This window comes from Pseudomonas sp. 7-41, assembly GCF_021233075.1.
Taxonomy (GTDB): Bacteria; Pseudomonadota; Gammaproteobacteria; order Pseudomonadales; family Pseudomonadaceae; genus Aquipseudomonas; species Aquipseudomonas veronii.
Map to the genome: position 1 here is coordinate 3,588,747 of NZ_CP089551.1, position 14,848 is coordinate 3,603,594.

Below are 14,848 nucleotides of genomic sequence, written 5' to 3' on the forward strand. Positions count from 1 at the left end.
TGCCAGTTGGCAGCGGCAATGACGCTGGTCCGATGCACAAGTGCGAACCCGGCTTGTTGGTCATTCCGACAAAACCTGGGGCAGCAGCTGGACGCCAAGGTACAGCGCGAGCATGCCATCCAGCGTCAACGGGTCGACCCCGCTGAGTTCGGCAATGCGTTCCATGCGGTAGCGCAGGCTGTTGCGGTGAATGCCCAGCGCATCGGCGCACGCCTGGCTTTGCCCGTCGTGTTCGCACCAACTGCGCAAGGTCGCCTGCAGTTGGCCGTTGTTGTCCTTGGCCAGCACTTTTCGCAGCGGGTTGAGCAATTCGTCCAGGGCATCGTCGTTGCGATGCCGCCAGAGCATCACCGGCAGGCGATAGCGGTTGAGGGTCAGCAGCCGTGAATGCGGCAGGACATCGCGGCCGTAGGCCAGCAGGTCGCCCACGCGTCGATAACAACGACGCAACCCCGCCAAGCCATCGGCTTGCCCGCCCACCGCCACCCGCAGAATCGTCCAGCCCAGGCCTTCGAGCTTTTCCAGCAGGCGCGGATTGTCCACCGGCACCGCCGCCGGCCGGCACCATAGCAGCGAATACTGCGCGGAGCTGACGCACCAGCTGTCCGGATAGCGCGACGTCAACCAGGCACTCAACGCTTCCGCCGTCTGCCCCGCCCCCAACTCGAACAGATACGGCGTGCGCGCCATCTGCGGCTTGAGCCCCAGTTGCTGCGCCTCATCCACCAGGCGTGGCGAGTCGCCAGTGTCGGCCAGCAGCAACGCCAACAGATCGTCGCAGCGCTGGCGTCGCCATTGTTGCTCGGCTTGCTGATGCCGGTGGCTGACCAGCATTTCTGCGGTCATGCGTACCAGTTCGGCATACGTGCGCAGCCCCTCCGGCTCGCCGGTAATGCCGAGCACGCCGATCAGGCGCTGGTCGTGCATCAACGGCAGGTTGATGCCCGGTTGCACGCCCTTGAGGTGCTTGGCGGTCTGCCCGTCGATCTCCACCACGCGGCCGTTGGCCAACACCAGTTGCGCGCCTTCATGCCGCGTGTTGATGCGCTCCGGCTCGCCGCTGCCGAGGATCAGGCCCTGGCTGTCCATGACGTTGACGTTATGCGGCAGGATCGCCATGGTGCGATCGACGATATCCTGCGCCAGGTCATGATCCAGCTCGAACATGGGGCTAATTTCCTTGAAAGCGGCGGTTGTTCATCGGCACAGCGCAAAGGATGCTTCACTGTGCGCGAGCACAAAGACAGCACCCCGCCAGGTGGCCGAGACTCATGGGGCGATCAACGTTACCCTCGCATCGCAAAAAATCATAATAAAGAGAGACTCCCATGTCACAGAGCGCCGTTGCACCACTGGCCACCGATGACGATAAAAACGCCATCTACAAGCGCATTACCCTGCGCCTGATCCCCTTCATTTTTATCTGCTACCTGTTCAACTACCTCGACCGGGTGAACGTTGGCTTTGCCAAGTTGCAGATGCTCGATGCGTTGAAGTTCAGCGAAACCGTGTACGGCCTGGGTGCCGGGATCTTCTTTATCGGCTACGTGCTGTGTGGCGTGCCGAGCAACCTGGCGCTGACCAAGTTCGGTCCGCGGCGCTGGATTGCCTTGATGATGATCGTCTGGGGCACGCTGTCTACCTGCCTGCTGTTCGTCACCACGCCGACGCATTTCTATACGTTGCGCCTGTTGACCGGTGCCGCCGAAGCCGGCTTCTTCCCCGGTGTGGTGCTGTATCTCTCGCAGTGGTTCCCGACGTTCCGCCGTGGGCGGATCATGGCGTTGTTCATGTCGGCGATTCCGGTGTCCGGCCTGTTGGGCAGCCCGTTTTCCGGCTGGATACTCAACCACTTCGGCGCCGGCCAAGGCGGGCTCGCCGGCTGGCAGTGGATGTTCCTGTTGCAAGGCATCCCGACCGTAATCCTGGGCGCCCTCGCCTATTTCCTGCTCAGCGACAGTTTTGCCAACGCCAAATGGCTCCAACCGCATGAGCGCGCAATGCTGGAAGCCGACCACGCGACTGACCTGGCGAACAAGCCGAAAACCACCACCGATTCCCTCGCCGAAGTGTTCAAGAACCCGGCGATCTGGGCGTTCGGCTTGATCTATTTCTGCATTCAGAGCGGCGTCTACGCGATCAACTTCTGGTTGCCGTCGATCATCAAGAACCTGGGTTTCAGCGATAACCTGGTGATCGGCTGGCTCAGCGCGATCCCCTACCTGCTGGCCGCGGTGTTCATGTTGCTGGTGGGCCGCTCCGCCGACTTGCGCAAGGAGCGGCGCTGGCATTTGGTAGTGCCGATGTTGATGGGCGCGCTGGGCCTGGTGATCGCGGTGAATTTCGCCACCACCCCGGCCATCGCCATTCTCGGCCTGACCATCGCCACCATGGGCGCCCTCACCGGCCTGCCGATGTTCTGGCCGGTGCCCACCGCCATGCTCAGTGCGGGCGCGGCGGCAGGTGGCCTGGCGTTGATCAACTCGATGGGCCAGATGGCCGGCTTCCTCAGCCCGTACATCGTCGGCTTTGTGAAGGATGCCACCGGGTCCACGGATATCGCGCTGTACCTGCTGGCGGCGGTGATCGTCGGCGGCAGTGTGTTGGCACTGCGTATGACCCGCACCCTCAAAGTCTGACAGTTGGAGCAGACTTGCTCCTACTCTGGGTTGGGGATTTACAACTGGCCGCCGCCGTCGATATCGATCACGGCGCCGGTCATAAAGCCATTTTCCATGGCCAGCACAAACCCCGCCGCCACTTCGGCGGCCTCCCCGACGCGACCTACTGGCAATGCGCCCTCCACCTTGGCAAACATCGCCAGGCGCTGCGTGTCGTCCAACCCGGCATACGCCGGCGTGTCGATCACGCCAGGGCTGATCACATTCACCCGACGCGGTGCCAGCTCCTTGGCCAATTGCTTGCCCAGCGCTTCGGTGGCGGCATTGATACCGGTCTTGATGAACTGACCGGGCGCCAATTTGCGTCCCAGTTGACCGGAGGTCAGGCTGATGCTGCCGTGCTCGTCGAGGAACGGCAGCGCCCGTTGAATCGCACGCAACGACCCCCAGAGTTTAACGTTGAAATTATCCTGGGCTTCGTCCAGGTCGGTGTCGATCAGGTTCTTGGCGCGCACCGACGGGCCGGCGGTATAGACCAGATGATCAAAGTGCCCCACGGCTTCGAACAGGCGTTGCAGGGAGGCGCTGTCGGTGACGTCCACCGGTTCGCTGCGCACGCCGTTATCGACGCCGGAGGACACACGCCGTCCGGCCAGCACCACCTGTGCGCCACGCGCGGCTGCCGCCTTGGCCACTGCCGCGCCAATGCCGCTGCTGCCGCCGATAACGATGACAGTTTTACCGCTGAGGGAATGGGTCATGGAGAAAGATCCTGGGTCAAAAAATGAGCGTTCATCTTCCCAGCTTGGCAATCAGCGAAAAATCCCGGTAAAACGACAAGATATTTAAAGGATTTTTACAAATGAGCTCGATTCTCGACCTGGAAGTCTTCGTGCGCAGCGCCGACACCGGCAGCCTGTCGGCGGCCGCGCGCAGCCTCAGCCTCACGCCGGCCGCCGCGAGTATTGCGCTCAAGCGCCTGGAAACCCGCCTGGGCATACGGCTGCTGGCGCGCTCCACCCGCAGCATGCGCCTGACCGAGGAAGGCCGACGCTATCTGGACAGCGTGCGCGTGGCCCTGGAAGCCCTGTCCGAAGGTGAACAGGCGATCAAGCAACAAGGCCAAAGCCTCAGCGGTTGGCTGCAATTGGCCGCGCCTTCGGATTTCGGGCGCAACGTGCTGCTGGGCTGGCTGGATGAGTTCAAGCTGGAGCACCCGAACATCCGCGTTCAACTGTTGCTGAACGACAGTAACGCCGACCTGTTCCGCGAAACTGTCGACATCGCCCTGCGCTTCGGTGTACCCCGTGACTCCAGCCTGGTGGCGTTGCCAGTGGTGCCGGACCACCGCCGCATCGCCTGCGCCAGCCCCGCCTACCTCGCGCGCCATGGCGCACCGAGCACGCCGGCAGAACTGGCGCAACACAATACGCTGCGCTACATGCGCCAGGGGCGGGCCAACAACACCTGGTACTTCCGCCAAGGCGCCGAGCTGCAGGAAGTCGAGGTGACGGGCGACTATTTGAGCGATGACGGCGAAATCGTGCGGCGCTGGGCATTGGCCGGGCATGGCATCGCCTATAAAGCCAACCTGGATATCGCCAGCGACATCCAGGCCGGGCGCCTGGTGCCACTGTTGACCGACTGGCAGGGCGAACCCACGCCCTTCAATCTGATGTGCCCCCATCGCCTGCAAGTGTCGGAACGGGTGAAAGTGTTGCATCGCTTCCTCCAGACACGTTGCCGGACGCTGCTGAGCGTATGAAGAAACACGCCCAGGGCTTGTCCCAGAGCCTGCGAGTCTGGTATTGCATGGCACACGTTTTCCTGATTTGAGGAGCTTTGCATGATTTATCGCACGTTGGGCCAATCCGGGTTGAAGGTCAGCGCCTTGACCCTGGGCACCATGATGTTTGGCGAACAGACCAACACCGAAGACTCGTTGCGCATCATCGACAAGGCCTGGGACCAGGGCATCAACTTCATCGACACCGCAGACGTTTATACAGGCGGACGTTCGGAAGAGCTGGTCGGTGAAGCCATCGCCCGCCAGCGTCAGGATTGGGTGGTGGCGTCCAAGGTCGGCTTTGGCCCACCGGACGGTTTGCCCAACCGCAGCGGTTTGAGCCGCAAGCGTATTTTCAATGCACTGGAAGCCAGCCTGACCCGCCTCGACACCGACTACCTGGATATCTACTACCTGCACCGCGAAGACCACAACACCCCGCTGGAGGTCAGCGTATCGGCGATCGGCGACCTGATTCGCCAGGGCAAGATCCGTTACTGGGGCCTGTCCAACTACCGCGGCTGGCGCATTGCCGAAGTGATTCGCGTGGCCGAGCGCCTGGGCGTGGACAAGCCGGTGATCAGCCAGCCGCTGTACAACATCGTCAATCGCCAGGCCGAGATCGAACAGATCACCGCCGCAGCCGCCTATGGCTTGGGCGTGGTGCCTTACAGCCCACTGGCCCGTGGCGTACTCAGCGGAAAATACGCACCCGAGGCCACGCCCGAGGCCGGCAGCCGCGCCGCGCGGCAGGACAAGCGTATTCTGGAAACCGAATGGCGGGTCGAGTCGCTGCGCATTGCCCAGCAAATCCAGCAATACGCCAAAGAACGTGGCGTGGGGATTGTCGAATTCGCAATCGCCTGGGTACTGAACAACGCGGCCGTCAGCTCTGCGATTGTCGGCCCGCGCACCGAAGCGCAGTGGGATGCGTACACCGGCGCACTGGATGTGAAGCTCACGGCTGAGGACGAGGCCTTTATCGACTCGCTGGTGACGCCGGGGCACTCGTCCACCCCGGGCTTCAATGATGTCGGTCACTTTGTGTCGGGCCGCATGGCACGCACGTAACCCCCCGGAAAATTGCAGTTCACTGCCCTTCTGCCGAGGGCAGTGAGCAAAACCTGGATGAAACGCCCCAAAACAGAGCCACCCTCTGACGCCAAAAGCACTATATTCCCCTGCTGAAATCCCCCCTCTTTTGTATCCAACGGTTTTCGCGAGGACAGCGTGTCTAAAGGTGTTGTGTTATCGGTCTTGGCTTCGGTGTTGTTTGCCGTGATGTATTACTTCACGTCGCTGCTGACGCCCTTGAGTGGCCTGGAGATTTTCGGCTGGCGCATGTTACTCACCGTGCCGTGCATGACGGTGTTCATGCTCATCAGCGGCGAATGGCGACGGGTATGGGACGTGCTGCGGATGCTGGCGGCCAGGCCGCGACTGATCGGCGGCATCGTGGTGTCCTCGGCGCTGCTCGGCGTGCAATTGTGGCTGTTCATGTGGGCGCCGCTGAATGGGCGCAGCCTGGATGTGTCGGTGGGCTATTTCCTGCTGCCGCTGACCATGGTGCTGACCGGACGCCTGGTGTACGGCGAACGCTTGTCGCGGCTGCAACAGATCGCGGTGTTTTTTGCAGCCCTTGGGGTGCTTAACGAACTGTATCAGGCCGGTGGTTTTTCCTGGGCCACGCTGGTGGTGATCATCGGCTACCCGGTCTATTTCGTGGTGCGCAAATACCTGACCACCGACCATTTGGGCGGGCTGTGGCTGGACATGGCGCTGATGCTGCCGGTGGCCTGGTGGTTTGTGCAAAGCGGCGAACAGGGCTTTGCGGTGATGGCGGCCCATCCGAAACTGTACGCATTGATCCCGATGCTGGGCGTCATCAGTGCCTCGGCGCTGGTGAGCTATATCATTGCCAGCCGCTTGCTCGCATTCAGCCTGTTCGGGTTGCTCAGTTATGTGGAGCCGGTCCTGCTGCTGGGGGTGGCGTTGCTGCTGGGTGAAGGTATCAAGACGGGCGAATGGCTGACCTACATCCCGATCTGGCTGGCGGTGATGGTGCTGGTGTACGAAGGCTTCAAGCACCTGGTGCGCCAACGCAGGGCATAAGCGCGAGAGCGTGGGGCGCATCCATGCCCTCCTGCTCAGGGCTGCGCCGCCATTCAGCGGGTTTGCACCTGGACTGTTGGCTGAACAGGCGTGCCGAATTGCTTTTCCAACATGTCGGCCAAGGCGTTCAGTCGCTCGCGCCCTGAGCCGTAGAACGGGATGTCGCTCTGCACTTGATTGCCTACCTCTTCCAGGGAGGCATCCATCACTTCTTTCTTGACGCCAAACAGATTGCCCAGTCGATTGCCCTGGTTCAGCTCGAGCAACGTGCCTGTGACCGGGTTCTTGGCGATTTTTTCGATAGAATAAGCCACGTCTTCAGGAACGCCCAACGCCTCCAGCGCCGTCCCCAGGCCATGGCCTGGGTTTCTGAGCTGCTTGAGGAATTCGCCGTAGAGCCCATTCAGATCATTGGCGCCCACATTGCTCAGGATCAGATTGCCGACATCCGCTTTGTATTCCTGAGGCGTCATCAGTACGAGCGGGTCGTTATTGTTCAGCCCGTTACGCACTAAGTAGAGACCATCCTTGCTACCGCCATGCAGGTTGCCGTAAGCGTCATAATTGTAAATCACCTTATTGCCATCCTCGCGTGTCCCGATGTAGGTGGCCTTGCCATCCGGCGACAGGCTGTGGAGGCGCGTGTCGGTCAGGCCGTTGACGGGCACCGGCGGGGTGCTGGCGTCTTTGTCCAGACGCGTAAAGATGTCCCCCTTCTCATACCCATAACTGCCGACCACCGCATTGATATCGCCCGCGGCAAATTTCCCCAGCACCTGCTTGACCCGCTCCACTTGCTTTGGCGCCGCGTCACTGGAGAAGTGTGCGGCAAGCTGGTCCACCTTCTTTGGATCGCTGAGCGCCGCCTTGAGCGAGGCTGTCATTTCTTCACGGGTGTTGAATGCGTGAAACGACTGACCTTCTTGCTCCGGCAAATACATCAGAAAGTTCGGCCCTTCGGCGGTCGCCGGCGTGCGCTTGGCCATGACGATGTCTTTGGCTTGCGCGCCATCGACGGCAAAGGTCGACACCTGCACACCGGGTGCTCCCGGTTTGCCAGGCCTTACGACGGCAGTCGCCAGCGCTCGCCCGCCGGCACTCAGCGAACCGTCGCGGAACTCTGACTGTATGCGGTCCATGTAGCTTTGAAACGCCTGGTCGACTGGGTCCGAGTCGCTGGTCGAGCGGATGCGGCGAGTGGACACTGCGGGCTCGTTTTGCGCGTAAGGGGTAAGCGGATGTTGGCTTGCATAGGATGTATTGATCATAAAATGTATCCCGACGTGACTACTGAAGTTCGGCATCCCTGCATCAAGGCACAGGAGGTTTCCTGCGGCCCTGCCATCTTTGTGGACGCGGTTCGAAATACAGTTCCTCACACCTGGCGTACAAAAAAACCCGGCAGAGGCGACCTCGACCGGGCTTGTTGTGACAAGAAGGTGATCAGTCGGTGTTCAGTACACCGCGGCGCACCTGGTCACGCTCGATGGACTCGAACAGCGCCTTGAAATTGCCCTCGCCGAAGCCATCATCACCCTTGCGCTGGATGAATTCGAAGAACACCGGGCCCATCAGGGTTTCCGAGAAAATCTGCAACAGCAGGCGTTTGTCGCCTTCAATGGACGAACCGTCGAGCAGGATGCCGCGCGCTTGCAGTTGGTCCACCGGCTCGCCATGGTTCGGCAGGCGACCTTCGAGCATTTCATAGTAGGTATCCGGCGGCGCGGTCATGAAGCGCATGCCGATCTTCTTCAATGCGTCCCAGGTCTTGACCAGGTCGTCGGTGAGGAACGCCACGTGCTGGATGCCTTCACCGTTGAACTGCATCAGGAACTCTTCGATCTGCCCGGCGCCCTTGGACGACTCTTCGTTGAGCGGGATGCGGATCATGCCGTCCGGGGCGCTCATGGCCTTGGAGGTCAGGCCGGTGTACTCGCCCTTGATATCGAAATAGCGCGCTTCACGGAAGTTGAACAGTTTCTCGTAGAAGTTGGCCCAGTAGGCCATGCGCCCGCGATACACGTTGTGGGTCAGGTGATCGATGACCTTGAGGCCGGCACCGACCGGGTTGCGCTCTACGCCTTCGAGGTAGACGAAATCGATGTCGTAGATCGAACTGCCTTCGCCAAAACGGTCGATCAGGTACAGCGGCGCGCCGCCGATGCCCTTGATCGCCGGCAGGTTCAGCTCCATCGGCCCGGTGTCGATATGGATCGGCTGGGCGCCCAGTTCCAAGGCGCGGTTGTAGGCCTTTTGCGAGTCCTTCACACGGAACGCCATGCCGCACACCGATGGGCCGTGCTCGGCCGCGAAGTAGGAGGCGATGCTGTTGGGTTCATTGTTGAGAATCAGGTTGATCTCACCCTGGCGATACAGGTCAACGTTCTTGGAACGGTGGGTCGCGACTTTGCTGAAGCCCATGATCTGGAAGATCGGCTCCAGGGTGCCTGGGGTGGGTGATGCGAATTCGATGAACTCAAAGCCCATCAGGCCCATTGGGTTTTCGTATTGGTCAGCCATTTTCGGCGCCTCTTCATTCTTGGGATGAACGGATGTCAATTGCCAGCAAGGATGAAGTGGGAGGGAGGCGCACACGAGAGACCTCGCACGCTGCGGGCGAGGAAGTCACCGAAGATGAGGGGGGAGCCGAGTAGCTTCATGGGTACATCAGTCTCTGACGGCTGAGGCTTGCGTGAGCGCAAGTCCATATTCTTGTATGCGTAAATCGATTCTACACAGCGTAACAGTGTTTGTCCGCACTCTTATCAAATCCCCATTGGCCTGCTCGGAGCAAGGGGTTTGTTGCACAGGTAGATACCGAGCAGGATCACCGCGCCGCCCAACAGCATCGGCAGAGTCAGTCGCTCATCCAGCAACACCGCGCCGCAAATGACGGCGGTCAGCGGATTCAGCGCGATAAACACACCGGCGCGGGTCGCGCCGATTCGGCGGATGCCGTCGTACCAGCCGATATACGCCAGCGCCGAGCCCAGCACCCCGAGGTACAACAGGCTGAACAGTTGCGGCCAATGCACGGCGGCCAGCGCATTCAGGCTGATCCTGCCACTGATGAGGGTGGTGGCCGTCAGCATTACTGTCCCCAGCAGAATCGACCACGTGACTGTTTGCAACGCGCCCAGGCTGTGATTGAGCTCACGGGAACACAATGAGTACACGCCCCACCCCACCACGCAGCCGAAGATCAGTAAATCGCCGACCCACGCGTTGGCTGCGGCCTGCAGCAGTTGGGGATTGCGGCTGACAATCACCGTGCCCGCGCCGACCAGGCACAAGGCAATCCCCAGCCACTTGGCCGCGCCCAGGCGCTCCTTGAACAGCCACCATGAAGCCACGCCGATCACTGCGGGGTTTAGGGCCACGATCAAGGAGGCTCGCGATGCATTGATGTAATGCAGGCCGTAAAAGAAGCACAGGTTGTAGAAAAAGATGCCGAAAAAACCCAGCACGGCCAGGCGCACCCATTGCCTGGCGTCAGGGCGAGTCAGGCGCACGCGTGCGCAGGCCATGAACAGCAACAGTGCAACGCTCGCCGATAGAAAACGCAGGGTCGCGGCCAGCAGCGGGTCAAGGTCGGTCGCCAGGTAGCGGCCGGCCACAAAGGTCCCGCCCCAGATCATGGTCACAGCGGTGAGCTTCAGATAAGTCGAGCGGTCGGAGGAAGATGTCATCGGCGGGTTGCTCTGTGGCCTGTAGGATTGGCGTATCCTCCAGCTAATGATCATTCATCGTAAAATGAGTAAATACTCATGACCCTCACGCAATTGGAAATATTCTCGCGGGTCGCCGAACTGCAAGGTTTCACCAGTGCGGCCCTTCGCCTGGGGATCAGTCAGTCTGCCGTGTCCCATGCGATCAAAGCCCTGGAGCAAGAGCTGGGGGTGGAGTTGTTTCGACGCCATCAGTCCCCAATCGAGCTCAGCGACATCGGCCGGCAACTGCTGATGCGCGCCCGCACGTTGCTCGGCGTGGCCGACACCTTGCAGCAGGAAGCCTGCGACGCGCGCGGGATGAAACGCGGTACGCTGCGCATCGGCTCTTTCGGCCCCACCTCATCCAATCGCCTGCTGCCGCGCATTCTTAAGCGCTATCGGCTGCAGCATCCGGGCATTGAAGTGCATGTCGACGAAGGCCCGGATCGCCAAGTGATCCAATGGCTGGATGAGCGGCGTATCGACGTCGGGTTTGTGGTACTGGAGCACGAGCGATTCGATACGTTTGCGCTGTTCAAAGACCAGATGGTCGCCCTTTTGCCCGCCGCCCACCCCTTGGCCGAACGCCCTTGCGTGGCACTGAAGGCGCTGTGCACTGACCCGTTCATCCTCACCGAAGCTGGCTCGCTGGAACTGGTTTCGCGACTGTTCGACAGCGCCCGGTTGACCCCGAATGTGCGTTATCGCTGTTCGCAATTGCTCAGCACCCTGGAGGCGGTGAGTCGCGGCGACGGCGTCAGCGTGGTGGCGCAGGCGTCGCTGCCCGAAACGCCGGATGCGCGCTACACCGTGCGCCCGCTGTCGCCGCCGGTCAGCCGCGAAGTTGGCCTGGCGGTGCTGGATCAACGCCAGTCGACGCCGGCGACCCTGGCCTTTATTCAAGTTGCACAAAGCGTGGATTTCTCTGCCGCGGCGAGCTTAATTGAGCCCGGCCATCTATCATCGAGTTAATCCTGCGCCTTGCGGCGTTCCGCCTCCCACCACAGACCGTTCGCCCCATGCCCCTGACCGTCAACGGCCCGCAAAAACGCGCCACCCGCTACCTGATCAGCGCACTCAGCGCGCTGCTGCCAATCGGCCTGGGCATACTCATCCTGCACTGGCAGGCTGAACGCACGCTGCAACAAAGTACCGCGCAGATGGCCCAGGAAGCGGTGCGCCAGTTCGACCTGATGCTCGACAACACCGCCCTCGCCGCCCAGGCCTTGCTGCCACTGGCCGGCCAGCCCTGTGACAGCGGCGTGCAGCTGGCACTGCGCGAGCAAGTCACGCGCCGGCCGTTTGTCCGGGCAACCACCTTGTCCTGGCAGAAAAACATCTATTGCAGTTCCTTGTTCGGCGGTGGTTATGAATCGCAGGTCAACCCGGGCGATTATGTCGATGGGCGCTTGTGGTTGATGGATGGCAATCCGGTCACACCGGATACCGCGCTGCTGGTATACCGCCTGGTCGACGGCGATCAAGGCGCCTTTGCGTCGATTGACGGCTACCACCTGACCAACGCCCTGCGCCTGATCAGCCGCCACGCAGAGCTGGTCCTGCAGGTCGGGCCGCACTGGATGGGCGCTGACGGCAAGGTGCAGGACACGGCGCTACCGGTATTTGCCGTGGCCCATCACCATCTGGTGTCGCCGCGTTATCACTACAGTGTCGACGCCGGCCTGCCGGCCGGGGAAACCTGGCGCTATATGCAAGAGCGTTACCCGGCGCTGTTCAGCCTGGTGGTGTTCTTCGGTGTACTGGCGGGCGTGCTGGCTCACTGGCTGCAGAAACGCTCGTCGGCCCCGACCCACGAGCTGCAACGGGCCCTGGGTGCCAATGAGTTCGTCGCCTATTTCCAGCCGGTGGTACGCGGCGATACGCGCGAGTGGGCCGGCTGCGAAGTCTTGATGCGCTGGAACCACCCCAAGGAAGGCCTGGTGCGGCCGGACCTGTTCATTCCGCTGGCCGAGGATTGCGGCCTGATCGTACCCATGACGCGCGCGCTGCTGCGCCAGACGGCAGCGCAACTGGCGCCGCATGCCGAGCGTTTTCCCCGTGGTTTCCATATCGGCGTGAATATCACCGCGCGTCATTGCCAGGACTTGGCCCTGGTGCAGGACTGTCGCGAGTTTCTCGCGGCCTTCCCGCCTGGCCAGGTAACCTTGGTGCTGGAACTGACCGAGCGCGAGCTGATCAACCCTACGGACATCACCCGCCGCCTGTTCGATGCGCTGCATGAACTGGGCGTGATGATTGCAATCGATGACTTCGGTACCGGTCACTCCAGCCTGGCCTACTTGCGCAACTTCAATGTCGACTACTTGAAGATCGATCAAAGCTTTGTCGCCATGATCGGTGTAGATGCACTCTCGCGGCATATTCTGGACAGCATCATAGAGCTGTCCGGCAAGCTCGACTTGGGCATCGTTGCCGAAGGCGTGGAAACAATCGAGCAATGTGAATACCTGGCGGCACAAGGCGTGGATTTCCTGCAGGGTTACCTGTTCGGGCGCCCGCTGCCCTGCGATGAGTTCATTAAATCCCTGATCAGCCATTGAATAGCCATCTACCGCGCCGATGAAAGAGTGTTAATTAGCTAAAGACATGATTTACTCGTGACGGATTAACTACTACAATTTTTCATACCTGTGCAGAACTCGCAGGAAGGCTTCTTTCTTGAGTCGCCTTACAGCTCTTGGCTTATAGCGTTATCTGCAGTTGATATCAGCCAAATACACTATTGGAGTAAAGATTTTGTCCAGACTCGCCGAATTTCGCGCAGCAGAAAAAGCCCTTCAAGAGCAGCTTGCCCAGCTGGAATCCCTGAAGAACGACGCTGGCCTGAAGAAAGAAATCGAATTCGAAGAAAAGCTGCAAGCGTTGATGAAGAGCTATGGCAAGGGCCTGCGCGATATCATTTCCATCCTTGACCCTAACCCAGGCAAGGCCGCAGCGGTCGCCACCGCACCAAAACAGCGTCGCGCACGCGTGGTCAAGGTTTACCAGAACCCGCACACCGGCGAACTGATCGAGACCAAAGGCGGCAACCACCGCGGCCTGAAAGCCTGGAAAGAACAGTACGGCGCTGCCACTGTAGATTCCTGGCTTCGCGGCTGATCGACAACGCACTTGCAAAGAGCCCCGCAACAGCGGGGCTTTTTTTGTTTAAACGTTCGAATGCGAACTTAAATAACATTTCACTTTGTTCAAAAACGCTTACCGTGGGGCCTTTTCAAAGTTTCAGGCTGTCGCGCACCGAACGGACTTCATCCTTGCTCGCTTCGTATGCTTGCGCCTGGCCTGCGTATGAAAAAACAAAGGCTTTATCGGTATCAACAGCGCCCACCAATGTTTGCGAGAGTACGTGGCGGCCGTTCTCGGTAATCACACAAGTAGTTTCTAGCGCCTCAAGACGACTCAATGTTGTAGGATGCATCTTGCTGCACACACTTTGATAGCCGCCCTGGGCAAAGTCTTTCTGGATGGACTTGCGCATTTCCAGTAACACGCCCTCAAGATTGACGGCATGCCCGGCCTCGATCGGCGTGCCCGTCAACTCCATGACCATCAGTGTCGCGCCATTTTCATCATTCTTGATTGCCCGTTGCCGAGACACCGGTTGAGTGTTGGCGGGCGTCTCCCCGGCAGGCTCCACTTCCTCGATTTGCCAGCCGCTGGGCCAGTGAATTTCCGGTTCGGCCGCCAGCGCCATAGGGCTACCCAATAACAAACACAACGTGCTCAACAACGCTGTACGACATTCGCTCATTACAAAAACATCCCAGGTTCAAGCGCCGAAGTTTGCGGCCCAGCCCCTGCGGCTCGCAAGGCCTGCGTGGGCTTTTTCATTTGGCGCGGCGGGCGGGCCTTGCGTATCATGGCCCAGCCGCACGAATGCTTGCCGCAAGCCAAGGGAACGCACCGCTCATCTCACGCCGCGTTTGCCCCATTTTTTTCTGGAGGGCCCATGAGCCTGCACGATCTGAACACTTTCCCGGGCGTCACCGCCCAGCCTGACACCGCCACGTCGAACTTCGTGTTCAACCACACCATGCTGCGGGTCAAGGACATCACCAAATCCCTGGATTTCTACACCCGCGTCCTCGGGTTCTCGCTGCTCGAAAAGCGCGACTTCCCGGAAGCCGAATTCAGCCTGTACTTCCTCGCACTGGTGGACAAGGCCCTGATCCCCGCAGACGCCACCGAGCGTACCCAGTGGATGAACTCGATCCCAGGCGTCCTGGAACTGACCCACAACCACGGCACCGAAAACGACGCCGACTTCGCCTACCATAACGGCAACACCGACCCACGCGGCTTTGGCCATATCTGCATTTCGGTGCCGGATATCGTGGCCGCGTGCGAGCGCTTCGAAGCCCTGGGCTGCGACTTCCAGAAGCGCCTGAGCGATGGCCGCATGAAAAGCCTGGCGTTCATCAAGGACCCGGACGCTTACTGGGTTGAGATCATTCAGCCCACGCCGCTGTAAAAATCCGACGCCATCAAAATGTCCGATGCCACGCCTAGCGTGAGGACATGAGACGCCAAGAAAACCTACACGGCGCAGCCCTCCGCTCACTGAAGCACTGGCGCTTTGGTGGGCTGGGGGCCATATG

Annotated in this window: 14 protein-coding genes; 8 read left to right on the forward strand and 6 right to left on the reverse strand. The window is 60.5% G+C overall.

The annotated features are described in order from the left end of the window. Positions 1 to 60: 60 nt before the first annotated feature. A complete protein-coding gene (locus LQ249_RS15920) occupies positions 61 to 1,167 on the reverse strand; it encodes a sugar diacid recognition domain-containing protein (protein ID WP_046489470.1) in 1,107 nt (368 codons plus the stop codon). 161 nt (positions 1,168 to 1,328) lie between these two features. On the opposite strand from LQ249_RS15920, the gene LQ249_RS15925 reads away from it, so the two are divergent. Further along, positions 1,329 to 2,639, forward strand: a complete 1,311-nt coding sequence (locus LQ249_RS15925; protein ID WP_017846287.1) for an MFS transporter — start codon at positions 1,329 to 1,331, stop codon at positions 2,637 to 2,639. 38 nt (positions 2,640 to 2,677) lie between these two features. On the opposite strand, the gene LQ249_RS15930 is transcribed toward LQ249_RS15925, so the two are convergent. Continuing rightward, on the reverse strand, positions 2,678 to 3,382 hold the full coding sequence (locus LQ249_RS15930) for an SDR family oxidoreductase (protein WP_126588408.1): 705 nt from the start codon (positions 3,380 to 3,382) through the stop codon (positions 2,678 to 2,680). Positions 3,383 to 3,483: 101 nt separating this feature from the next. Between LQ249_RS15930 and LQ249_RS15935 the strand changes: the two genes are divergently transcribed. The 3 genes from LQ249_RS15935 to rarD all read left to right on the forward strand — a co-directional run bounded on the left by LQ249_RS15935 (position 3,484) and on the right by rarD (position 6,519). Further along, entirely contained in the window at positions 3,484 to 4,386 is a 903-nt protein-coding gene (locus tag LQ249_RS15935; protein WP_046383522.1) for a LysR family transcriptional regulator, read from the forward strand. Positions 4,387 to 4,467: 81 nt separating this feature from the next. Beyond that, on the forward strand, positions 4,468 to 5,478 hold the full coding sequence (locus tag LQ249_RS15940) for an aldo/keto reductase (protein WP_232565621.1): 1,011 nt from the start codon (positions 4,468 to 4,470) through the stop codon (positions 5,476 to 5,478). A gap of 159 nt (positions 5,479 to 5,637) precedes the next feature. After that, complete coding sequence (gene rarD / locus LQ249_RS15945; protein WP_057004165.1) at positions 5,638 to 6,519, forward strand: EamA family transporter RarD; 882 nt, start codon at positions 5,638 to 5,640, stop codon at positions 6,517 to 6,519. Between the two features lie 53 nt (positions 6,520 to 6,572). Here the strand turns inward: rarD and LQ249_RS15950 are convergent, their stop codons facing one another. From LQ249_RS15950 to LQ249_RS15960, 3 genes are all read right to left on the reverse strand, one after another. Further along, positions 6,573 to 7,787 (reverse strand): dermonecrotic toxin domain-containing protein, encoded by a 1,215-nt coding sequence (locus LQ249_RS15950; protein WP_232565622.1) that lies wholly within the window; start codon positions 7,785 to 7,787, stop codon positions 6,573 to 6,575. A gap of 175 nt (positions 7,788 to 7,962) precedes the next feature. Then, entirely contained in the window at positions 7,963 to 9,039 is a 1,077-nt protein-coding gene (gene hppD / locus LQ249_RS15955) for a 4-hydroxyphenylpyruvate dioxygenase (RefSeq protein ID WP_017846293.1), read from the reverse strand. 245 nt (positions 9,040 to 9,284) lie between these two features. Next, the gene (locus tag LQ249_RS15960) at positions 9,285 to 10,208 is read right to left on the reverse strand and encodes a DMT family transporter (RefSeq protein ID WP_232565623.1); all 924 of its coding nucleotides are present in this window, start codon (positions 10,206 to 10,208) and stop codon (positions 9,285 to 9,287) included. Positions 10,209 to 10,286: 78 nt separating this feature from the next. On the opposite strand from LQ249_RS15960, the gene LQ249_RS15965 reads away from it, so the two are divergent. The 3 genes from LQ249_RS15965 to LQ249_RS15975 all read left to right on the forward strand — a co-directional run bounded on the left by LQ249_RS15965 (position 10,287) and on the right by LQ249_RS15975 (position 13,349). Continuing rightward, positions 10,287 to 11,201: a LysR family transcriptional regulator gene (locus tag LQ249_RS15965; RefSeq protein WP_046383527.1), complete on the forward strand. Its 915-nt coding sequence runs from the start codon at positions 10,287 to 10,289 to the stop codon at positions 11,199 to 11,201. Positions 11,202 to 11,248: 47 nt separating this feature from the next. Beyond that, complete coding sequence (locus tag LQ249_RS15970) at positions 11,249 to 12,790, forward strand: EAL domain-containing protein (RefSeq protein WP_057004168.1); 1,542 nt, start codon at positions 11,249 to 11,251, stop codon at positions 12,788 to 12,790. 196 nt (positions 12,791 to 12,986) lie between these two features. Next, the gene (locus LQ249_RS15975) at positions 12,987 to 13,349 is read left to right on the forward strand and encodes a histone-like nucleoid-structuring protein, MvaT/MvaU family (RefSeq protein WP_017846297.1); all 363 of its coding nucleotides are present in this window, start codon (positions 12,987 to 12,989) and stop codon (positions 13,347 to 13,349) included. Positions 13,350 to 13,464: 115 nt separating this feature from the next. Here LQ249_RS15975 and LQ249_RS15980 read toward each other — a convergent pair whose 3' ends face one another. Next, a complete protein-coding gene (locus tag LQ249_RS15980) occupies positions 13,465 to 14,001 on the reverse strand; it encodes a DUF4946 domain-containing protein (RefSeq protein WP_232565624.1) in 537 nt (178 codons plus the stop codon). Between the two features lie 198 nt (positions 14,002 to 14,199). Here LQ249_RS15980 and gloA point away from each other — a divergent pair, with 198 nt between their 5' ends. Then, positions 14,200 to 14,721 (forward strand): lactoylglutathione lyase, encoded by a 522-nt coding sequence (gene gloA / locus LQ249_RS15985; protein WP_046383530.1) that lies wholly within the window; start codon positions 14,200 to 14,202, stop codon positions 14,719 to 14,721. Positions 14,722 to 14,848: the final 127 nt, after the last annotated feature.